This window comes from Iodobacter arcticus, assembly GCF_042664895.1.
Classification (GTDB): Bacteria; Pseudomonadota; Gammaproteobacteria; order Burkholderiales; family Chitinibacteraceae; genus Iodobacter; species Iodobacter arcticus.
Genome location: NZ_JBHTBQ010000033.1, coordinates 389,358 through 411,872, shown reverse-complemented (window position 1 = coordinate 411,872; position 22,515 = coordinate 389,358). Strand labels below are relative to the sequence as shown.

Annotated in this window: 20 protein-coding genes; 14 read left to right on the top strand and 6 right to left on the bottom strand. The window is 47.1% G+C overall.

Going from position 1 to position 22,515, the window contains the following annotated elements; all coding sequences use genetic code 11:
* Positions 1 to 642 precede the first annotated feature (642 nt).
* The 4 genes from ACFQNF_RS15845 to ACFQNF_RS15830 all read left to right on the top strand — a co-directional run bounded on the left by ACFQNF_RS15845 (position 643) and on the right by ACFQNF_RS15830 (position 3,722).
* A complete protein-coding gene (locus ACFQNF_RS15845; protein WP_380188895.1) occupies positions 643 to 1,575 on the top strand; it encodes a dihydroorotate oxidase in 933 nt (310 codons plus the stop codon).
* Positions 1,576 to 1,724: 149 nt separating this feature from the next.
* Positions 1,725 to 2,792 carry a type II asparaginase gene (locus tag ACFQNF_RS15840; protein WP_380188894.1) on the top strand — a complete coding sequence of 356 codons (1,068 nt, stop codon included), beginning with the start codon at positions 1,725 to 1,727 and terminating at the stop codon, positions 2,790 to 2,792.
* Between the two features lie 183 nt (positions 2,793 to 2,975).
* A complete protein-coding gene (locus tag ACFQNF_RS15835; RefSeq protein ID WP_380188893.1) occupies positions 2,976 to 3,197 on the top strand; it encodes a hypothetical protein in 222 nt (73 codons plus the stop codon).
* Between the two features lie 12 nt (positions 3,198 to 3,209).
* The gene (locus tag ACFQNF_RS15830; protein ID WP_380188892.1) at positions 3,210 to 3,722 is read left to right on the top strand and encodes a hypothetical protein; all 513 of its coding nucleotides are present in this window, start codon (positions 3,210 to 3,212) and stop codon (positions 3,720 to 3,722) included.
* 369 nt (positions 3,723 to 4,091) lie between these two features.
* Here the strand turns inward: ACFQNF_RS15830 and ACFQNF_RS15825 are convergent, their stop codons facing one another.
* The 5 genes from ACFQNF_RS15825 to astA form a co-directional block, all read right to left on the bottom strand.
* On the bottom strand, positions 4,092 to 5,414 hold the full coding sequence (locus ACFQNF_RS15825; protein ID WP_380188891.1) for an SGNH/GDSL hydrolase family protein: 1,323 nt from the start codon (positions 5,412 to 5,414) through the stop codon (positions 4,092 to 4,094).
* 150 nt (positions 5,415 to 5,564) lie between these two features.
* The gene (astE, locus tag ACFQNF_RS15820; RefSeq protein ID WP_380188890.1) at positions 5,565 to 6,587 is read right to left on the bottom strand and encodes a succinylglutamate desuccinylase; all 1,023 of its coding nucleotides are present in this window, start codon (positions 6,585 to 6,587) and stop codon (positions 5,565 to 5,567) included.
* 212 nt (positions 6,588 to 6,799) lie between these two features.
* Positions 6,800 to 8,137 carry an N-succinylarginine dihydrolase gene (astB, locus tag ACFQNF_RS15815; protein ID WP_380188889.1) on the bottom strand — a complete coding sequence of 446 codons (1,338 nt, stop codon included), beginning with the start codon at positions 8,135 to 8,137 and terminating at the stop codon, positions 6,800 to 6,802.
* A 117-nt stretch (positions 8,138 to 8,254) separates the two neighbouring features.
* The gene (gene astD / locus ACFQNF_RS15810) at positions 8,255 to 9,721 is read right to left on the bottom strand and encodes a succinylglutamate-semialdehyde dehydrogenase (protein ID WP_380188888.1); all 1,467 of its coding nucleotides are present in this window, start codon (positions 9,719 to 9,721) and stop codon (positions 8,255 to 8,257) included.
* A gap of 3 nt (positions 9,722 to 9,724) precedes the next feature.
* Positions 9,725 to 10,744 (bottom strand): arginine N-succinyltransferase, encoded by a 1,020-nt coding sequence (astA, locus tag ACFQNF_RS15805; protein ID WP_380188887.1) that lies wholly within the window; start codon positions 10,742 to 10,744, stop codon positions 9,725 to 9,727.
* Positions 10,745 to 11,255: 511 nt separating this feature from the next.
* Here astA and ACFQNF_RS15800 point away from each other — a divergent pair.
* The 8 genes from ACFQNF_RS15800 (at position 11,256) to ACFQNF_RS15765 (ending at position 19,148) form a co-directional block, all read left to right on the top strand.
* Positions 11,256 to 11,465, top strand: coding sequence for a hypothetical protein (locus ACFQNF_RS15800; protein WP_380188886.1), 210 nt, complete (start codon positions 11,256 to 11,258; stop codon positions 11,463 to 11,465).
* Positions 11,456 to 11,773: an STAS domain-containing protein gene (locus tag ACFQNF_RS15795; RefSeq protein ID WP_380188885.1), complete on the top strand. Its 318-nt coding sequence runs from the start codon at positions 11,456 to 11,458 to the stop codon at positions 11,771 to 11,773. The genes ACFQNF_RS15800 and ACFQNF_RS15795 overlap by 10 nt, the downstream gene beginning before the upstream one ends.
* Before the next feature lie 9 nt (positions 11,774 to 11,782).
* A complete protein-coding gene (locus ACFQNF_RS15790) occupies positions 11,783 to 13,987 on the top strand; it encodes a chemotaxis protein CheA (protein ID WP_380188884.1) in 2,205 nt (734 codons plus the stop codon).
* A 4-nt stretch (positions 13,988 to 13,991) separates the two neighbouring features.
* A complete protein-coding gene (locus ACFQNF_RS15785) occupies positions 13,992 to 15,569 on the top strand; it encodes a methyl-accepting chemotaxis protein (RefSeq protein WP_380188883.1) in 1,578 nt (525 codons plus the stop codon).
* 41 nt (positions 15,570 to 15,610) lie between these two features.
* Positions 15,611 to 16,177: a chemotaxis protein CheW gene (locus ACFQNF_RS15780; protein ID WP_380188882.1), complete on the top strand. Its 567-nt coding sequence runs from the start codon at positions 15,611 to 15,613 to the stop codon at positions 16,175 to 16,177.
* Entirely contained in the window at positions 16,167 to 16,646 is a 480-nt protein-coding gene (locus tag ACFQNF_RS15775) for a chemotaxis protein CheD (RefSeq protein ID WP_380188881.1), read from the top strand. The genes ACFQNF_RS15780 and ACFQNF_RS15775 overlap by 11 nt, the downstream gene beginning before the upstream one ends.
* Before the next feature lie 133 nt (positions 16,647 to 16,779).
* Positions 16,780 to 17,928, top strand: a complete 1,149-nt coding sequence (locus tag ACFQNF_RS15770; RefSeq protein ID WP_380188880.1) for a protein-glutamate methylesterase/protein-glutamine glutaminase — start codon at positions 16,780 to 16,782, stop codon at positions 17,926 to 17,928.
* Between the two features lie 5 nt (positions 17,929 to 17,933).
* On the top strand, positions 17,934 to 19,148 hold the full coding sequence (locus ACFQNF_RS15765) for an EAL domain-containing response regulator (protein WP_380188879.1): 1,215 nt from the start codon (positions 17,934 to 17,936) through the stop codon (positions 19,146 to 19,148).
* A 48-nt stretch (positions 19,149 to 19,196) separates the two neighbouring features.
* Here the strand turns inward: ACFQNF_RS15765 and ACFQNF_RS15760 are convergent, their stop codons facing one another.
* A complete protein-coding gene (locus ACFQNF_RS15760) occupies positions 19,197 to 20,669 on the bottom strand; it encodes a DNA recombination protein RmuC (protein ID WP_380188878.1) in 1,473 nt (490 codons plus the stop codon).
* 68 nt (positions 20,670 to 20,737) lie between these two features.
* On the opposite strand from ACFQNF_RS15760, the gene flgA reads away from it, so the two are divergent.
* A complete protein-coding gene (flgA, locus tag ACFQNF_RS15755; RefSeq protein WP_380188877.1) occupies positions 20,738 to 21,406 on the top strand; it encodes a flagellar basal body P-ring formation chaperone FlgA in 669 nt (222 codons plus the stop codon).
* Between the two features lie 171 nt (positions 21,407 to 21,577).
* A complete protein-coding gene (locus ACFQNF_RS15750) occupies positions 21,578 to 22,498 on the top strand; it encodes a bifunctional riboflavin kinase/FAD synthetase (RefSeq protein ID WP_380188876.1) in 921 nt (306 codons plus the stop codon).
* Positions 22,499 to 22,515: the final 17 nt, after the last annotated feature.

The window sequence follows — 22,515 nt, the reverse complement described above, 5'->3', positions numbered from 1 at the left end:
GGCGGCCACCATGCATGCGAAGGTCATTTTTTAGCGCCTTCAATACCTTGGTTTTAGTGATATCGCCCAGCAAAATAGCTTACCGGAGGATGCCCACAGCTCCTTAAACCGTATCCAGCCCTTCGCTGGGCACACATAATCAACTTCAGCTACTTAGCGCCATAAACACGGTCTTTTTGTAAAAAAGTGCTTTTCTCACGACTAATTGCTCAAATAAACACAGAATAAAAAGATAAAGAGCATCATAAACGCTCCCCCTAAAGAGATAGGCCATGCACCTTAATAGAAATTAATAATTTGCTTATCTGGCATTCTTTTTTTATGCGATCAAGTAACCCTCTTTATTCTTACAAATTATTTCCATACCTCTTTTCAAACACCACATCTCAATGACATAAATCCATACCTCCTTATTAACAAACAAACTTGAGTACAATGCAAAGGCCGCGGAAAACATGCATACTACATAATCGCTATTTGTAGCCCCATCCAGCCATGCACTTATTTTTTAGCAAATAGATATAAATATTAAAAAACACCAACACAAAAATATAATCCAGCACATTTCTTGATATCGCGCACACTCTGTATTGAGCAACTATTTTATGATGGCCCTGACATAAACTCCTGCGGAAGCCGACCATGCTCGACCTCTCAACATTTTTCCTTGGGCGCCCCCTGACATCGCCGTTGATGAACGCTTCCGGCGTTTGGTGCAACGTCAACAATCAGCTCAATGCCCTTGCAGAAAGTAAAGCGGGGGCAATGGTGACTAAAAGCTGCACCCTATTACGCCGGAATGGCAACCCTGAGCCTCGCTATCACACACTGGCAATGGGCAGTATTAATTCAATGGGCCTGCCTAATGAAGGCCACCAATATTATTTGGATTATGCAGAGCGGCATGATTATGAAAATAAGCCCTTATTTTTTTCTATTGCCGGATTAACGCTAGACGATAATTTAACCATGGTGGCACAAATCCAGGATGCTTATACTCCGGCTATTCTAGAGCTTAATTTATCCTGCCCCAATGTACCAGGCAAAGCACAAATTGCTTATGATTTTGAAGCCCTCGATGTCATCCTTGCTGAAATAAGCGCAGCTTACTCGCGCCCCTTTGGGATTAAACTACCTCCCTATTTTGATATTGCTCATTTTGATGAAGTGGCTGAGATATTAAACCGCTACGAAAAAGTCAGTTTTATTACCTGCATTAATTCAATAGGCAATGGCCTGATGATTGATATTAATAGCGAAACGGTACTGATCAAACCCAAAGAGGGCTTTGGCGGAATTGGCGGCGATTACGTGCTACCAACTGCATTAGCCAATGTCAATGCGTTTTATCAACGCTGCCCCAAAAAATCTATTATTGGCTGCGGCGGAGTAAGTACTGGCGAACATGTCTTTATGCATTTATTAGCAGGCGCAGGCATTGTACAAGTAGGCACAGCGCTTTATGAAGAAGGCCCAGAGATTTTTGTCCGCTTAAACATAGAGCTAGCCAAGATCATGAAAGAAAAAGGTTATAAAACAATTCGGGAGTTTCAAGGAAAATTAAAGACAATTTAAACAATCTGCATAATATATTTCCCCATTAGGCATTCCATCCATATACTCCTGTTATTACCCAGAGCAAGATCATCTGCTTCTGTACATTGCAGTTTTTATCATGGGCCAGCGCGGTTTAATTAAACTACGCCCCAATTTGGAGGAAAAGCATGCTTACTCAATGTGTTAAGACGGGTTTTACCCTTACTCTTATTTGTGCAGCCTTCGCAGCCAATGCAGCAGATAAACTCCCCAATGTAATGATTCTTGCAACAGGTGGCACTATCGCAGGTACTGGCGCCACCAGTACCACCACCGTTGGCTATACCGCCGCCAAAATTGGCGTAGAGCGCCTAATTGAAGCCGTGCCAGAATTACAAAAAGTAGCACAGGTTAAAGGCGAGCAAGTATTCCAGATTGCCAGCGAAAACATGAACAATGAGCACTGGCTAAAGCTAGCCAAACGCGTCAATGAAGTACTGAAAAAATCCGATGTAGACGGCGTAGTGATTACCCACGGCACCGATACCATCGAAGAAACCGCCTATTTTCTGAATCTGGTTGTGAAAAGCAAAAAACCTGTGGTGATCGTTGGCGCAATGCGCCCTGCCACCGCCATTAGCGCAGACGGCCCGATCAATCTTTACAATGCAGTTGCACTAGCAGGTAGCAAAGAAGCCGTAGGCCAAGGTGTATTGGTATCCTTGAATGACGAAATCCAAGGCGCGCGTGATGTGACTAAAACCAACACCATTACAGGGCACACCTTCAGAGCACCAGAGCTGGGTAGCCTAGGTTATATGGTATCGGGCCAAGCTAAGTTTTATCGCAGCAGCACCCGCAAACATACCAGCGAAACCGAATTTGATGTAAGTCGCCTAGAAACCCTGCCTGCAGTGGATATCGCTTACGGCACGGCCAATGCCAACACGCTCGCCATTGATGCATTTGCCGCTGCGGGCGATGCAGGTATTGTTTACGCGGGCACAGGGGATGGCAGCCTATCTACCGCCGTTCGCGCACGTCTTACCGAGCTGCGCCAACAAGGCATCCACATTAATCGCTCATCCCGCACCGGCAATGGCCCAACAGTACGTGGCGGCGAAAATGACGATGACAAAACCGACTTCACCGTATCCGACACCCTCACCCCACAAAAAGCCCGCATCTTACTGATGCTGGCCTTAACTAAAACCAAAGACAGCAAAGAAATTCAACGCATGTTCTACACCTACTAAGCAAACAGACCCGGCCGCTGCAGTTTGTAGTTAATGCAGCGGTTGATGTTTGTTTTAATTCTTTAGTATAAAAATGCGGCCTTTATAAGGCCGCATTTTTTATTAGAATAGGTAAAGGCGTAACCCCTATTGGCTTTAATAGCGGGTAGCAACTATCTTGTATAATCTACTGGAAAATTTGTGATGGATTATAAAGCACAGAGGTACAACATCATGCAAACAGTCAAAGTTTATAACTTTCGCGTCTCAAATATCAATACTGACGAACGACTCGAAGCCAAAGGGAAAGCAACACGAGAAATGATTGAATCTCATCCAAATGAATGGGAAATTATTGAAGATACAGAAGAAACAATCGACATCAATTTATTAAATAAAAATGGACGCTATCACAATAATAAGTAATGGGACCAAGCTATGACGAACATAGAACTATTCTCAGTGACAGCTACAGGACTGAGTTTATTTCTCAGTATTATTGCAACAATAGCGGCCTATCGCTCTGCTAAATCAGCTCTTATTTCCCAACAAACAGCACTCGATTCAGAACATAGATTGGCACTTCGCCAAATATGTATAACAGCCTCATCAATCATCATTGAAGCAAAACACTTCACGGCTCGTAGCAATGAGCTACACAGAGCCTACCGAACTTTAGCCGTACTCCAAGGGCAATATGACGGGTCACGACAGAAGCTTTTTGAAGATGAAATTAACGTCAAAACAAACAGAACACGGCACCTATCCAATCATGCAGAACTATTTTCAACCATCTCAGATCATTTAAATTCAGCCCCACCAGAGGAGCTCGATCGGATTCAAATTCAGCTATCGAGTGCACTTAATGAAATAGCCGCAATACGAGAGGCACTAGAACAAGAGCTTACTGCAATTCAGAGTCAATGCGCCCCAAACATCAATAACACGTAGCCTTGAATTAAACGAGAAAATATAGGAATTCAGAATATATAGGCTAAGCCTTCTAATTTTGCATGAAAATAAAACCTAGTCCTATCCTTTTGTGGCTCTGCCCCCACAAATGCCCCTGTCCTAGAAACTTAAGCAAAACCAGCGAGACATAATGCTTTTGTAGGTTGGGTTACGCAATAAGGCCTGCTAACCCAACCTACGAATTCAGATTAAGTTGATAGGATTGAAATACCGCCTGCCCTACATAAAGAACGCAGCGTATTCTTTATGTAATGCAGAGCAGCCATAGCGCGCCTCTTATTCAACAATCTCAGCACATAAAAAAACCGCCACGATAATGTGGCGGTTTTAAATAACACCTAAAAATTATTAATTGACGGGTAAATTCACAAAGTGCTGCATTGCAAAATCACGGGTAAATTTACCCAATAGGCGGTGGGTATTGGTGGTGGGGTGCATATTGTCCCAAAAAACAAATTCATCGGGATTGGTGCATTCTTTGCGGGGCTGGTGGGATTGTAGATAAACGGTACTAGCGGTGGAATTAATATCCAGGCAAGAGCTTGTAGTGTTTTTAACATTATATTTAGCAGGGTGATCTAATAAATCGGCAAACATAGCGCCGGTATCAAAGAGCTGAATATTTAAACGATTACCATGTTTGGTGCGTAATGCCGCCACTAGCATCGTTAAACGCTGATTATATTCCAGCACTTGTGCGGCGACTTTATTGGCGTCATTACGCATTTTAAAGACGGGCACGCGCGATATATTAGGCAGATTAAGCAGCAGAATATTAAGCCCGCCTGCCGCAATCAATTGATCAAGCGCTGTGGTTTGCCCGGCAATCAGCTGATCCACCGTGCGGCCATAGTTTAATAAATCATTGCCACCAATCAGCATGGTAAATAGCGTATTTTCCGGGCGATAGGCGGGTGCTTGCGACATATATTCTGTCCACGATTGCACTTGCTGAATTAATCCCGGCACCACTAAATGCGTATCGGCGGCAGAGCCACCAATCGCCCAGTTATATAAAGGCAATTTCAGACTTTCGGCTAGGTATTCCACCCAAACCTTGTCATTACTAAAGCGGCCAATAAACCATGCTTTTGAATTGGGTAGCTTCCACATCGATGCGTTATACATATTTTGCGTATCAGACAAGCTATCGCCAAAGGCAATCACTTTGCTAATTGTGTGGCTTTGGGTGGCTTGATCGTTGGTCCACACCGTGGCATTAAACGATAAGGCGTTATTAGCCGCTGCAACTAAGGCAAGTGGCGTTTTCACACCCTGCTGATCCAATGTTTTACGGCATACGCTGCTCATCGTGGCTTGCGCTACATCGGTGTAAAACATGTTTTTCCACTGAAATTGACCATCGGCCCACCAGTTGCCATACAGCTTGTAATAAGCGCCACTACTCGGGTCTATTGCCCATGCATAGCTTGTTGCGGGCTTGGCACTATTGTTTTCGAGGCGGTAATAGCAGCGCAAATAGGTGTAGGTGTAGCCCCCCAGCCGGGACATTCCAGCCGCCCTAGGGGCTTTAAGCAGCTCCGCTGCGCTCAGCGGCTTTTGTGCAGAGAGCACGCTACCTAATTGCGGGTCAGGGCTCTGCGCTTCAAGTAGAGGAGCTGCCCATACCGATGTGCTAATCAGCAAGCTAATAGAGAGAAGTAAACGCATAGCTGGCAACGCCTCTTGAATATTAACATTTGCTTATACTAAGAGAACTAAGCCAAAGCAGCCAGTAAGCCAAAACACCAACGCCTGTTTAACATTCATAAAAAAGGCGAAAAGCATGCTGCTTTTCGCCTTTTTCAATGACTGATCTATCTAACGCGAATAGCCTTGCGCTGGCACAACCACCAACGCCGCCCGCTGCCCTACATCTATATGAGGATTAGGGAAAATAAGCCGTGCATTGGCTTCATTCACCACATATTGCACATCGCCATCCTCCGCAAGAAGGGTGCCGATCGCTAGCGGTGCAAAATTATCCATTTGGGCATCAATGCGCAAAACAAAGCCTTCGCTTTGCTTCACAATCTCACGCGAAACTTTAAACAAGCTGAGATGGGCAGGAACTACATCACAATCAGGCAACTCGCCACTGATCAAGCCTTCTAGATAAGCCTTCATTTTGCTTAAATCAACCGCAGTGTTCTGACCAAAAGGCATAGCGCGGCCCAGCTCCACCGTAAAGGCCGCTGCACCGCAATGCTGGCTGGAGAAAAACGAGAAAGTCGTGGAAGTCGTGGATTGCAAAAGCACCGCATCCACACCGGCGCACGCTAAGCGGGCGACTTGCAAGGGATCAAAATCGCGGCCATGCGGTGGCAGAGGGTAAATAGCAAATTTTTCAATGAGGGAGCCATGAATCGCCGTGTGCAAATCATAATGCAGGCGTGGCTTGCCATCTTGAATCGATCTGGAAAAAAACCGCATCAGCTGCATTTCCAGCATCGCTGCACGGCGGGCCTCAAAGCCATCGCCTACATCAGGCAAGCGGCAAAACAGGCGGTTCATATCCTGATCAAGGCAACGCACACCTTGGCGCATCGCCTCTACATTGCCAAATACACACAACACCCGTGCGCGCACCCTGAGCTGACCTTCCAGAATCTGGCTAATAATCTGATCAAGCAGCTCAATCGGTGCCGTTTCATTGCCATGAATACCGCAGCTCAACACCACATCCAGCTGCCTGTCACTTGGATCTTTAGGCTCGAAGCGAATCACCCCTTCGTCCATCACCTGCACATGCGTGCCATTGGGTAAGCAATACGGCAAGGAAATGCAAGTCTTGCCTGCCAAGGATTGTTCTAAAAAAGATTGTTCTAAAAAAGAGTTACTCATTTTAGGTCTAGGTCTTTTGAGCGGCTTATCAGTCTAGCAGATGGTTACAGTGGGCATGCCGCCTATAAATGCCCGCTTCTTGCTGCCATCCCATGCAAGATTTTAAGTGTAAGTACTATCAAAGCTACCGATAGCTTTACGTAAACATCTTACAAAGCAATTTACCGGTATAAAGAATGAATAAGGGCGCATCAAGCGCCCCCATTTTTCTATTAAGCCAGCTGGCAAGGATAAATCGAGCCCAGATGTAAAATCTGTGTCAGCTCATCCAGCGCAGTGCGCACTTCAATAATCAGCTTAGGATCGGCTAAATCTGCTTCGGTAAGGCGATCACGATAATGCTGGTCTACCCATGTATTTAGCTTGGCAAACAGCGCGTCGTTCATCCAGATATGCGGGTTCACCGCCGCCAGTTCTTTTTCTTTCAAAGCGACGCGTAAGCGTAAGCAAGCTGGGCCACCACCGTTTTGCATGCTCTGCTTCAAATCAAACACCATCAGCTCGGCAATCGGGCCATTGCTGGCCAACATGCCTTGCAGATAATCCCAAACTGCAGGCGTCGCGCGGCATTCATCCGGCACAACCAGATTTTGACGACCATCGGCACGGGCTAATAACTGACTATTAAACAGATAGGACTTCACCGCATCGGCCACACTCACTTGCGCCAACGGCACTTCAATCACTTGCAAACCACCACCGAGCTTAGCATCCAGCTCGGCATAGACTGCCGCCTGGCGCAAAAAAGCCGTTTCATGGCTAAACAGCACATTTTGATTGCCGACCGAAATCACATCATTGTGAAACACACCCGCGTCAATCACCGCCGGGTTTTGCTGAGCAAACACCATGTGATCGGCGCTTAAGCCATGTAAACGAGCAATCGCCTCGCCGGCTTCACGCGTTTGCCGGGCTGGGAATTTTTGCGGCTCAACCCCGCCGCCCCAATGCTGGCGACCATAAACAAAGAATTCAACCCCAAGCTGGCCATAATCATGGCAAAAGCGGGTGTGATTCGCCGCGCCTTCGTCGCCAAATACAGCTTGCATCGGCAACGCATCGTGATGGGCAAAGACCGCATCATTGTTAAACATTGCTTTAAGCGAGCGAGTGGTTTGCCCATGCTCGATAGCGCGGTGAAATTTATTTTGCAAATTAGCCGCAGTAAAGTGCACGCGGCTATCAACAGTATCTGCTGAAGGGCTCACCGTGGCGGCATTGGCTGTCCACATACTAGAAGCGGATGACACATTAGCCAGCAAACCCGGCGAGGCTTTAGCCACCGTAGCCAGCACGCTAGCGTCGTCGCCGCTAAAGCCTAAATCACGCAACAGGCCAATGGCCGGGCGCTCTTGCGGTACAAATACGCCCTGCTTATAGCCCATATCGGCCAGCGCTTTCATTTTGGCAAGGCCTTGCTTAGCCGCTTCACGTGGGTTGGCGGCTTTATTGGCATTGGATGTGGAGGCCACATTACCAAAAGAATGGCCGCCATAATGGTGGGTGGGCCCAACTAAACCATCAAAATTAGCTTCAAAACTGGTCGACATTTTTCTTCCTTAATATGACAAAACATCTGCATAAATCACAGCCATCAACAATAAAACGCGCCACACCGCGTATAAATCCCAGCCTCTGCAGACTTTAAAAATACACTTCTTTTCAGGTTAATCCTGAGCAATCACCATCCCTGGCGGCAAATGCTCGGGCATGGATAATATTTCGGACTCTAAAGAAGCAACAGGATATGCACAATAATCTGCTGCGTAATAAGCGCTTGGCCGGTGATTACCACTGGCACCAATTCCTCCAAACGGCCCGGCACTGGATGCGCCCGTAAGGGGTTTATTCCAGTTCACAATCCCTGCGCGTGATTCGCGCCAGAACGTTTTATAGTGCTCTGCACTATCTGATAATAAGCCCGCCGCCAAGCCAAAGCGGCTGCAATTGGCTAAGCGAATCGCCTCGTCAAATTCACCATAGCGCTGCACTTGCAGTAAGGGGCCAAAATATTCTTCATCTGGCAGGCTTTGTACTTCGCTTACATCAAGCAAACCCGCCGTAAGCATGGCATTGGTGCAATCCAAACGGCGCATTTCCAATAAAACTTTTGCGCCCGCAGCAATCAGTGCCGCTTGTACCGCCAGCATTTTATGAGCGGCTTCGATCGATATCATCGCCCCCATAAACGGCGCTGGCTCGTCATCCCATGCGCCCACTCTTAGCTCCGCACTCACACGAATCAGGCGATCCAAAAACAAATCACCCCATTCTCCCCTTGGCACAAATAAGCGTCTGGCACAGGAGCAGCGCTGCCCCGCAGAGATAAAAGAAGACTGAATAACATGATGAATTGCGGCCGCTACATCTTGCACCTCATCCACAATCAAGGCGTTGTTGCCGCTCATTTCCAAAGCCAATATTTTATCCGGCCGGCCGGAAAACTGCTGATGCACGGCATAACCAGAAGCCGAGCTACCGGTAAAAAACACGCCGTCTAAGTCTTCATGAGCCGCAAGCAAAGCACCGGTTGCCGCACTACCTTGCAGCAGATTAATCACCCCTGCCGGCAGGCCTGCTGCCAGCCAAAGCTCCACTGTCTTTTGAGCAGCCATCGGTGTTAGCTCAGAAGGCTTAAATACCACCACATTGCCTGCCAGCAAAGCCGGGACAATATGTCCATTCGGCAGGTGGCCGGGGAAGTTATACGGCCCCAATACCGCTACCACACCATGCGGCCGGTGGCGTAATACCACGCTGGCATCGCCCTGAGTCGATTCCTTACGGAAAGTACGTTCCTCAAAGGCGCGAATAGAGATATCAACCTTAGCCACCATGCTGGCGACTTCCATTGTTGCTTCCCAGCGCGGCTTGCCAGTCTCCATGCCAATGGTCGCTGCCAGCTCTTCCAAATTAGCCTTCAGTAAATCGGCAAAACAGCGCAGCACCGCAATGCGATTACTAAGCTCGGTGTCCCGCCACAATGGAAACGCCGTTCGCGCGGCAGCAACAGCTGCATCAACTTCTGAAGCCGTTGCCGCATTGCCCACCCAAACCGCCTGCTGGCTAACCGGATTACGTGATGTCCACGCCTTCCCCTTGCCAACAGACCAGCGCCCATCGATTAACTGCATGTTTTACTCCTTGGCAGATAAGGGCACAGCGCGCACGCTGTCGCCATCAGCAATCCCAAGCTGCTCTAAAATACCTTGCGTAAGCTGCAAGCCATTTTCTGTTTTTTGCGCAATGGCAAGTACACAGCGAAAGCCTAGCAAACGGCGATTAGATACCAACCATGGCACCCCCACCTCAGTCGTCACTAATTCGGCCTGATAGCAGCCGCTGGCCCGAACTGCACGCACCTGATCCAGCTCGCACTCCAGCGTGGGGCCCGCGTCAAAAATATCGACATAGCCTTGGTAATGAAAGCCCTCGGCTTCCAGCATGGCGCGCGCCGGGCGAGTTGCCGCATGCACTTCGCCAATCGCCACACGCGCTTCTTCGGGCAGGAAACAGGTATAAATCGGGTGCTGTGGCATCAGCTCGGCAATAAATGATTTACTGCCCACATAGGACAGGAAATCGGCACGCGCAAAATCCATACGAAAAAAATGACGGCCTAGACTCTCCCAAAATGGCGAACGGCCGTCTTCATCCGAAATCCCGCGCATTTCAGCAATAATGCGGTGCGAGAATCGCGCACTATGCTCCGCCATGAATAAGAAACGCGCTTTAGATAACAAGCTGCCATTGCCATCTTTGCGGTAGAGCGGCAGCAAAAACAAAGAACACAGCTCGCTCGAGCCGGTCATATCACTATTTAAAAATAATGTTTCCAACTGCTTATAAATACCTAGCTCACGGGACGCGTGCACATTAATGCCAACGCGATAGTTGTACCAAGTCTCGTGCATGCCCACCGCAGCTTCAATAGCCGAAGTGCCCACAATTTTTCCGGTCTGCTCGTCTTCTAGCACAAACACATAGCTTGCATCCGCCGCGTCAGGCTCAGCCGCATTAAGCGAAGTCTCGCTCGCCAGAATGCGTGCAGACAAGCGCTCAGGATTAGCCTGCAAGGTGGTTACCCCCACCCCCGCTTCCTTGGCTAAAGCCAGTAGCTCGGGTAAATCTTCTTTCTTAATGGGGCGAATCAACATTTAAAAAACTCCTTTTTAATCTGACAGCCTGCCACGCCTAAAACGATATAGAGAGATAAGTAAGGCGTGCACTGTGTTCTGGTGGCTCTTACCAAAACGCCTGCCAACGCCTTAAAAGGGGCTTTTATCTCAGGGACATTCAAGAAAAACAAGCTGCTAAAACAACTTTGACAAGACATAGGCAAATCAAACGCTTTTCAATTTAAATAAAGGCGCAGCAGACTATCCGCCCAAGCGCCTTGCCGTACACCCTGTAGAGAAACCCATCAGGTGGATTCCAGATTAACGCTGCTTAAACGCTATTTTTAAGCTTGGCTCCAGCCAGCAGCGTGTATTTATTCATTCAAATACCATAATTCAATCTAACAAAGCCAACGCTTCATTACATCGGGACAAGCCCCAACTGTTAGATATGCCCTTGTAAACAGTCGCAAATTTAGTATCTCGCTTTCAAGTTTGCTCAATATTGACTATGAATAAGTCACCGTTTTCGTAAATTAAAGACTTCAAAATGAAGCGCATGCCCATAAAACGCAATAGCAATACCGCACAAGCCGCCATCCGCAGCAATCAAACAGCCAGCGGCTTTAGCCTTAGCATTTGCGCGCACGTTTTCATGGCTAGCCCTTCAACACCTGCATCTGCCGCATCATGGCTGACTATCTTGTCAGCATGCGCCGATACCCCCTTCACCACCGCAGGATGCAAGCAATGGCCATAACACACAGCATGAATGATGAGCTTTGCACCATCTCAATCAGCGGGGAAATATCGCTTTATACGGCAAAATTAACTCAGGAAGCACTGCTAGAGCTGCTGCAATCTGAAAAGAAAATTAACCTCGATTTATCAGAAGTGCATGAAATTGATAGTGCAGGCATTCAGCTATTAATCAGCTTAAAAAAATATGCCTATGCAAAAGACATTGCACTGCAATTTCATGGGCATAGCCAGTGCGTACTAGATGTGATTGATCTTTACGATATTGCCGCCGAACTGGGTGACCCCTTAGTGCTCACCCAGCGTTAGGAGTAAAGCATGGATTTAGATAGCGCCAGAGGAGCACTCATCGAAGAAGCACGTGATTTACTCAATTCGATGGAATCTGCCCTACTCACAATTGAAGGCAATAACGCCAGTAGCGAGGAGATTGACGCGCTTTTCCGTGTAGCACACACCATTAAGGGCTCCGCAGCACTGTTTTCACTCGACTATATTGTTATCTTTACCCATAGCATGGAAAGCTTGCTTGATTTAGTCAGAAGTAAAGAAATCGAGATCAATGAAAAAATGATTTCTATGCTGCTCGATTGTAAAGATTATCTCAGTTTATTAATTAACTCAGTCGAAAATAGAACAGAAAATATAGACCCGGATGAAACCAATCGCGCACGCCTGCTTGGCCTGCTCGACGAATATTTATTAAAATCAACCGAAGTGCAAACAATTGCCTCAAGTGACCGGATTGAAAAAGACGAAAAAAAACATCATGGCGACACCCACTGGCACTTATCCTTGCGCTTTAATAAAAATAATTTAATCAATGGCATGGATCCCTTTGAATTTATCCGCTATTTAGGTACGCTGGGTGAAATAAGCTATATCTACACCATAACCGATAAAATACCGCCTCTGGATGAAATTGATAGTGAACAATGCTATTTAGGATTTGAAATTGATTTAGAATCATCCCAAGACAAAGAAGCAATAGAAAGCGCTTTCGATTTTATTCGCCAAGACAGCACCATACGCATTTTACCGCCGCACGCTAAAATTCAAGAATATATAGATCTTATTAATTCTCTGCCTGAGCCCCCTCAACTATTAGGCGAAATCCTTCTAAAAGGCGGATCAATCACGCCTTTAGAGCTAAAAGAAATATTGCACATTCAAAAAGAAGACCCCAGCCGGCAACTCGGTAGTATTTTTGTAGAAGAAAAAGTAGTGGCGGCCCCAGTTGTAGCCGCTGCGCTCAAAAAACAGAAACAAAGCGAAGACAAAAAAAATAATGAACTAAAATTTATAAAAGTAGAAGCAGGCAAGCTGGATACCTTAATTAATATGGTAGGCGAGCTTGTCATTGCTGGCGCTGCGGCCAATTTGATTTCCAAAAGAAATAGTGACCCTAGCATGAGTGAAGCATGCGCTACACTCTCTGATCTGGTGGAACAAATCAGAGATAGCGCACTTAATTTAAGAATGGTGCAAATCAAAGAAGTGTTTGAGCGCTTTCCTCGTGTGATACGTGATGCAACTAAAGATTTAAACAAAAAAATAAACCTTAAGCTAATAGGAACAGAGACCGAACTAGATAAAAGCATGATAGAAAAACTAAGTGATCCCTTAATGCACATTGTACGCAATGCAATTGATCACGGCATTGAAACACCACAGGATAGAATAGCCAAAGGAAAGCCCGCCCAGGGCGAGATCATATTGAATGCTTTTCATGATTCTGGCAGTGTTGTGATAGAAATAAGTGACGATGGCGCAGGTTTAAATAAAGAGCGTATTATAAAAAAAGCCGTAGAAAGAAACCTAATTAGTCCGGATGCCGTATTAAGTGAATATGAGATATACCAGCTTATTTTTGAGGCGGGCTTTTCAACTGCAGAAAAAGTCACTCACTTATCAGGCCGGGGTGTTGGTATGGATGTTGTAAAACGCAATATTGAGCATTTACGCGGCGAAGTGGAGGTGATCTCAGAAGAAGGCACTGGCAGTATTTTTAGAATCAGACTTCCCCTCACCATGGCCATTATTGACGGCTTCCAAGTCATGGTGGCCGATTCTACTTTTGTAATTCCTCTCGATCTGGTCCTTGAATGCACTGAACTAACTTCGAATGATGAGCAACACAATTTTGTTAATCTTCGTGGCAAGGTATTACCTTTTGTTCGCTTGCGCAGCCTGTTTGATCTTCCTGAGCACAGCATAAGCAAAGAAAATATTGTTGTTATCCAATACGGGCAAAACCGTGCCGGACTGGTTGTTGATAAGCTGATTGGCGAATTTCAGGCTGTCATTAAACCACTAGGCCCTTTATTTAAAGACTTAAAAGGAATTAGCGGATCAACCATTTTAGGAACCGGGCAGGTTGCTTTGATTTTAGATGTAGCACAGCTTATCCAATATGCGTATAAAAAAACAGATCCTTTATATAAAGGAAACAGCCTTTTTAAAGCAACGCTTCCTCCTTCTGCTTCTATTTCAGCAATAACAAGCAATACCCTTGGGGGATAAAATAATGGACTGGATTAAAAATTCAAAAATAGGTAGCAAACTCATTCTATCGTTTATCATTACTGCAAGCTTTACTCTATTAATTGGCGTATTGAGCATCAATAAAATCAACCAGCTTAATTCTCTTTTAAAAGAAATGTATAGTGATCAGCTAGTGCCAATCAGAGACAATGCAAATGCCCATATACAGGCGATTTATATTACAAGACGGCTCAGTTTTTACGTATTCGCTAACGATAAAAATATGCACAAGGAAATCATCAACGAGATAAATGGCTACGAAGAAAAAATGTTTGATCTAATTGGAAAATTTAACGACACCCAGCAAACAGAAGACGCAAAAAAAATAATAAATGAGCTACCAAGTTACTGGCATAATTTTACTTTAGCCAAAAAGAAACTTATTGATTCCGTAGATCAGGGCAAAGAAACTGAGGTTTCAAAATTAATCATTATCAACGAGGTCCGCCCTACATTTCAAAAATTTGATGATGCTCTCAGCGCATTGCTCGACATCAAAGAAGTCAACAGTAACAAAACATTTGAGCGCGCAAATAGCATAGCATCACAAATAGTTGCGCTTATGTCATCTATTATTTTTGTTTCTTTTGTTTTGTCCATCTTCATCGCTTTTTTTATTACCCGGCAAATCACCCGACAAATCGGTGGGGAACCCAGCTTTGCCGTGAATATTGCAAATAAAGTAGCATCAGGCGACTTAACCATTAATGCTTCATTAATGAAAGGTGATGAATCAAGTATTATTTTTTCATTACAAAGAATGGCGCACACCCTCAATCAGGTAATGGGTGATATTTATTCCACATCCAACTCGCTGGCTAGTTCCTCCGAGCAAGTCAACGCATCATCACAAAACCTGTCTCAAAACGCGTCCGAGCAAGCGGCCAGCATTGAGGAAACCAGCTCGTCCCTTGAAGAAATCACCGCAACGGTTTCACAAAACAGTGAAAACGCAAAAGTCACCGAAGGCATCGCCAGCAAAGCATCACACAAGGCCTCCGAAGGCGGTACGGCGGTTAAAGCCACTATCCTCGCCATGCAGCAGATCGCCGGTAAAATCAAAATTATCGATGACATTGCCTATCAAACCAATCTGCTGGCACTTAACGCGGCGATTGAAGCCGCACGCGCGGGCGAGCACGGCAAAGGTTTTGCTGTTGTTGCGGCAGAAGTACGTAAGCTTGCCGAACGCAGCCAAATTGCAGCTCAAGAAATCAGCGAACTGGCAGGGAGCAGTGTGAATCAAGCTGCCAGTGCGGGGGAAAGGCTGGGTGAAATTGTGCCTTTAATTAAGAAAACAGCCGATTTGGTTGAGGAAATCTCGGCGGCATCTCAAGAGCAAGCCAGTGGCATTGAGCAAATCAACGCGGCAATGAGCCAAATCTCTCAAGTAACCCAAGGCAATGCCGCGGCAGCAGAGCAGCTCAATTCAACCGCTGAAGAGCTCTCTATTCATGCTTCACGCCTGCAAGAAATGATTGGTTTTTTCCAGACAGAAAAAACATCAAAAAACAACCATAAGCACTCCGCAGCGAGCGTCTCACCCCGCTTCCCGTCTTAGATACTGACTGATTTGCTGAATATTACTCAAGGAAACTCGTCATGGATATTCGTAGTCTGAGGAAAAACAAGGAAAGTCATTTGGCTGCGGCACCGGCAGAAGAAAAACAATACCTTACCTTTACATTAAACCAAGAGCTGTTTGCCGTGGTGATTCACAATATCAAAGAGATTATTGAATATGCAGGTGTCACCGAAGTGCCGCTTATGCCGCGCTTTATACATGGTGTTATCAATATGCGCGGAGCGGTTGTGCCGGTCATTGATCTGGCTGTGCGCCTAGGCAAGGGAAGCAGCCAGATTGGGCGACGCTCTTGTGTTGTGATTTTGGAGGTATTTTTTGCCAATGAATATCATGATATTGGCGTGCTGGTTGATTCCGTTAACGAAGTGATCGAAATTGCTGCGGCAAAAATAGAGTCTCCTCCTGAATTTGGCGCTAAAGTGCGCAGTGAGTTTATAGCGGGCATTGGCAGCATCAATGAACAATTCGTCATTATCCTCGATGTAAACCATGCCCTTTCTTTGGGTGAAATGGCCGAGCTGGTTGATGAGCCATTAAAATTATCGCTGGAACACTACCCTACTCATGATATGCATGAGCAATAAACGCCTGATCATGGCAGGCAAACGCATTATCTTGCTGCCGGGGGACGTTCGCTTTGCTCAAGCGCCCGATCAGCTCTGCACACTGCTAGGCTCCTGCCTTGCCATTACCGCATGGCACCCACAACGCCAGCTTGGCGGCATGTGCCACTTTCTCTTACCCCAAGCACACCGGCCTTCTGCTCCGGATGGGCGCTATGGCAGCGACGCCTTTAAGCTCCTTTGCCAACTGATGCAGCAGCATGCCTCCGCTCCCGATCAATACCACTATCAAATTTATGGTGGTAGCCAGATTTTGCAGCCAAACAGCAAAGAATCCTCAATTGGCAGCAGAAATATCAAAGCGGCCAAGCAACTATTGCTGAATGCCTCACTTAATATTGAATACGAAGACACGGGTGGCGGTTACTCCCGAAAAGTGATTCTTGATTTAAGCACTGGCAAAATAGGTGTAAAGCGCTTTCTGCGTTAAGTCCAATCGAATTACCCCCTTTAAAAAATAAAACCTCTTTAATATTATTTACCCGCAAAAAAAGAAACACCAAAAGCATAATCATTATTAACCCCCTATAACTAAGATTATGTCCTCTCAGCAAGGTTAAACCATGGCCATTAAAGTCATGATCGTTGATGATTCTGCGGTAGTGCGGCAAGTCATGCTCGACACGCTCTCCAAGGCCAGCGATATCGTCGTTATCGGCTCTGCACCCGACCCCATCTTTGCCCGCGAAAAGATGGAAAAAGAATGGCCGGATGTCATTGTGCTGGATATCGAAATGCCCCGCATGGACGGCCTCACTTTTCTAAAAAAAATCATGGTCGAACGCCCGACACCGGTTGTTATCTGCTCATCACTTACGGAAAAAGGAGCCGAAATCACCATGCAGGCCCTGTCCGCAGGGGCGCTCGCGATTATCACAAAACCTTCCCTAGGGGTTCGGGACTTTATTCAAGATAGCTCGGCAGACTTACTGCACGCCATTCGGGCCGCCTCGATGGCCAAGCTGCAAAGACTACGCCCCCGCACCACACCCATATCACCGGCATCACCACTACCCATTGCAAACCACACCTCAACGGGCAACGGCTCCTCCACCAGCATCATGCAAGAAAGGATGAGCTCTCCTAAATTATCAGCTGATGCCATTTTACAAGCCACAGCAGGCCAAAGCACGATTCAAACCACACAAAAAATCATTGCCATTGGCACATCAACAGGAGGCACTCAAGCACTGGAATCCATCTTGCCAGAGCTACCCAAAACATCACCAGGCATCGTGATTGTTCAGCATATGCCAGAGAAATTCACAGCCACCTTTGCGGCTCGTCTTAATAGTTTGTCGCAAATTGAAGTCCGGGAAGCCAAGAGCAATGATCGTATTCTGCCGGGGCTGGCGCTGATTGCACCGGGAGGCAAACATATGCTGGTTAAGCGTAATGGCACTCAGTATCACGTTGATGTGATTGACGGCCCTATGGTCAGCCGCCATCGCCCCTCTGTAGATGTTTTATTCCGATCGGTCGCCAATTCAGCGGGGCGTAATGCCATTGGTTTTATTCTGACCGGCATGGGGGATGATGGTGCTAGAGGTTTAAAAGAGCTCCACGACACCGGCGCCCGAACTTATGCGCAGGACGAGGCCAGCTGCGTGGTTTTTGGCATGCCTAAAGAAGCGATTAAGCTTGAAGCCAATGATGAAATCATTGCCCTTGAACGCATACCGGATGTCATTGCCAAACTTTCTAATCGGTGAATCTTATGCCATTCGAACTCAATGTTTTTATTGTGGAAGACAGCCTGATCCAAAGAATGCATGCCGCAGCCATTTGCACCGAGCTGGGGCTGCACGTCATGGGTGAAGCTTCAGATGGCAATGAGGCCCTGCTGTTATTACAAAACTCACCCCTGCCCGATGTCATGCTGATTGATTTAGAAATGCCGGGCATGGATGGTATTGAGCTAATTCAAGAGCTGGCGCACAGGTCGATACCTGTTTCTGTCATCGTTTCCAGCGCCAAAGAAGATGCTTTGATTTCATCGGTAGAAACCATGCTACAAGCGTATGGACTGCCCGTTCTCGGCGCGATCAAAAAGCCACTGACACTGCTTCAGCTCAGCAAAGCACTCGACCACTTTAAGCCCATTACCAAAGAAAACATTCAAACGCGACCAGAAGTCGTGATGGCCGCATCTGAAATCACCAAAGCGCTGATAGAGCATCAGTTTGTTGCCTACTTTCAGCCCAAAATCTCAATTAAAACAGGGGTTATTAAAGGCGTTGAAACGCTCATTCGCTGGCAGCACCCGGAAAAAGGTCTGGTGATGCCTTCGCAGTTTATTTCTATTGCCGAAGAATATGGCTTAATTAATGAATTAACCATGGAGATTTTAGATTTAGCGCTGCAACAATGCCGTCACTGGCACGAGCGTGGATTAAAAATCACCGTGGCGATTAATTTATCCATGCTGTCTTTATCCAACTCGACTTTTGCCGAGCATATCGCCCAAAAAGTAGCCAGCTACGCAATTGACCCTAGCTTTATTGTGCTGGAAATCACCGAAACCGCCGTTATGGGTGATGTGGGCAATGCACTTGGCACACTAGCAAGACTGAGGCTTAAAGGCTTTGGTTTATCGATTGACGATTACGGCACGGGGTTTTCCTCGATGCAGCAACTTTCCCGTATCCCGTTTACCGAGCTAAAACTCGATCGCTCTTTTGTCGATGGCGCGCATACCAAGCCTCACCTGCGGGCTATTTTGGCCAGCGCCATTGAAATCGCCAAAAAGCTAGAGCTCAGAAGTGTGGCTGAAGGCGTTGAATGCATAGAAGACCTTGTGGTTTTACAAGAATTAGGCTGCGATATTGTGCAAGGCTACCTCACCGCCAAACCCATGCCAGGCGATGAAATCGTACCTTGGCTCAAAAGTAACAATCAACGCCTAAGAGAGCTATGCAAGCCCGCCTCTTAAGCCACAAATACCCCATACGCCACCTTTTGCAGGTGGCGTTTATCATTATTACTCTGCTAAAAGCGGCTCAGGATCGCCCTCCAGCTTCACTTGTTCGATCTCTACAAAGCGGCGGGAAATTTTATCGCTGGTAATGCTCACCTGCTGCACATCGTCGTTCACTTGCCGGATATGCGTGGCAAGCTTTTTCATTCTGTCATCAAAGCGAGTGAATTCCTGCCCCAGCTTACCCAGCGCCTCTTTGATAATGTGCACTTGCTTGCGTGTTTCTACGTCTTTAATCACTGCTCTGGCGGTATTAAGCACGGCCATTAAGGTGGTTGGCGACACAATCCAGACGCGCTTAGTCATGGCGTGCTGCACTAGCTCGGGGTGATACGCGTGAATTTCGGCAAACACCGCTTCGGCAGGGATAAACATGACCGCGCCATCTGCCGTTTCATTCGGAATAATATATTTGCTGGAAATATCGTCGATATGCTTTTTAATATCGCCTCTGAAGGCTTTAGACGCCACCGCTCTATCGATCGTGCCATCAAACATACGATGATAATTTTCAAGTGGAAACTTGGCATCCACCGCTACCGTGCCTGTTGGCTCGGGCAGGCGCAAGATACAATCGGCGCGTGTGCCGTTGCTTAAAGTCGATTGAAATTCATACACCTGATTAGGCAACACATTACGGATCAGGTGCTCTAACTGCACCTCGCCAAACGCACCACGGCTGCGCTTGTCCCCGAGCAATTCTTGCAAGCTCACCACATTGGTGGTTAAACCATCAATTTTCTTCTGCGCTTCATCAATCGTTGCCAACCGCGCCATCACATTGGCAAAGGTTTCATTGGTCTTTTTAAACCCTTCATCTAAGCGTTCGGTGACTTTGCCAGAAATCTCGCCCAGCTTAGCGTCAGCCGTTTTGGTCAGCTCACCCACCGTGGCCGTCAGCTGGGTGGTGGTCAGTGCTAAAGCGTTTTGGATTTGCTCCATTTCGCGCACCGATTGCTCAGCCAGCATTTGCGAGAGTTTTAATAAGATTTCTTCCCGCAAGGCATCTTGCTTGCCCGAAAGCTGGCTGGAAATATCACCAAGCTGCTTAAGCACCAACTCTCGCGTTTCAGACAAAGTGGTGGTTAAAGATAGCCGCATGGTCGAGAGTGATTCGGTTTGTGCTGTTTGTAAACGCGTCAGCGATTCACGCGTTTCTTTTAGCTCATGCCCTACGCCGCTCCGTACCCGCTCAAAAGCCTCGGTCATGGTGTCGCGCAGGCGCTCGCCCGATCGCGTTACCGCATCAGAAAGCTGAGCGCCCTGCTGAGTTAAGGCAGCATGAGTGCTTTCTGTTTGCCGGCTTAAGCCCTGGTGCAGGTCAGAAAGCATCTCTCTGTGCTTGGCCTCCAAGTCTTGTGTCAGCGTATCTAAGACATCTCTTTGCGACTGAGCAAGCTGCTGCAAACGCGCAACCACCAAAGCACCCGCCAGCAAAACCACCAGCGTTGTAATTCCAAACAATAGATCTAACATAACTTTCCACTTAACCTGCGACGCCACGATTGTAGGCGATGTATGGCAATACGCCTATAATCCATTCTATGAAATCAATGCTATTTATTGCGCTGTTTGCCAGCGCCGCCCACGCCACAGATACCGCCGCCATTCAACGTGCAGCGCAACAATGGCTGGATCAATCCCTCGCCAACAGCAACGGCGTGCCCAGCTATCAGCTTAGTAAAATAGATAGCCGCATCCAGCTGCCCCCCTGCAAGCAATACGATGTGGGCCTGCCCAGCGGCTACCGACTATTGGGCAATACCATGCTTAGAGTGCAATGTGTGGATGGGGCCAGCTGGGGTATTAATCTGCCTGTGAAAGTTTCTTTACTCATCACTTACTATGTAGCAGCACGGCCCTTATCAGGCAATCAGGAAGTCGGCGCGGGCGATTTAAGCGCCCAGCAAGGCGATCTAGGCACCCTGCCTGGCAGCGTTATTCTGGACCCCGTCCAAGCAGTAGGCCGCACACTAAATACCGCAGTTGCCGCAGGCAAGCCCCTGCGCAGCGAAATGCTCAGGGCTGCAATAGTGATTCAGCAAAATCAAAAGGTACGCATTATTTATCGCGACAATGGGATCGAAGTCGCCAATGAAGGCATTGCCATGAATAATGCAGCTGAAGGGCAATCTGTGCGCGTGCGAGTGGGTACAAGGCAAATAATCCAAGGTCTTGCCACCTCCACAGGTAGTGTGGATGTGAGCAATTAAACGGCCCGATCTCCTTGTACTGCCTTTATCTATGCAGGCGGCTACAGCATATGCAGCAATAAAACAGCCAGAAACAACAGCAAATATCAGCCATATTCACAAGCGAACTGACAAATCGCTCGCTTGCCGCTACAATTTACGGCTTTGTAAAGTCCGCCCAAGCGCTTAAGCATGCAAGTTTTCAGAAGCGTTTCCAACGCTCACCTTCCCCCTACGGCCATCACCATCGGTAATTTTGATGGGCTGCACGCTGGCCACGAAGCGATGTTGTCCGAATTAAAGTCGGCAGCGGCACTGCACGGACTAAAAACCTGTGTACTGACCTTTGAGCCGCACCCGCGCGAATTTTTTGCGCCAGACGCTGCGCCCGCCCGTCTCACCAGCCTGCGCGAAAAGCTGGAGCTACTGGCAGCAAGAGAGATTGATTACGTGATTGTGCAGCGTTTTGATCGCAAATTTTCATCTTTAAGCGCGCTGGATTTTAGAGACCAGATTCTGGCTAAAGATTTAAATGCACGGCATGTGATTGTGGGGGACGATTTTTGCTTTGGAGCCAAACGCGCAGGTGATTTTGCGCTACTGCAAGACAGCAAAGACTTTAGCACCTGTAGCCTTGCCACCGTTGCGGATGGCAATCTGCGGATCTCTTCCACCGCCGTGCGCACTGCTTTAGCTGCAGGCAATATGGATTTAGCCACACATTACTTAGGACGGCCGTACTCGATTGCTGGCCGTGTGGTAGATGGCGATAAAATTGGCAGAACACTTGGTTTTCCTACGGCAAATATTCAAATCAAGCACAATCGCCCGCCTTTATTTGGCATTTTTGTGGTTGAAGTGCACGGGCTTGAGCAGCCTTATCAAGGCGTAGCCAGCCTAGGATTTCGCCCCACCATCCACGGCGGCGATCTCTATCCCAAATTAGAAGCACATTTATTTGATTTTAATCGACAAATATACCGCCAACATCTGCGTGTAGACTTTCTGCATAAGCTGCGCGATGAAGAAAAATACATTGATTTACCGACTTTAGTCGCGCAAATCGAAAAAGATTGCATCGCAGCCAAAGAATGGTTTGCGGTAAATAGATAGCCAAATAGATAAAAACC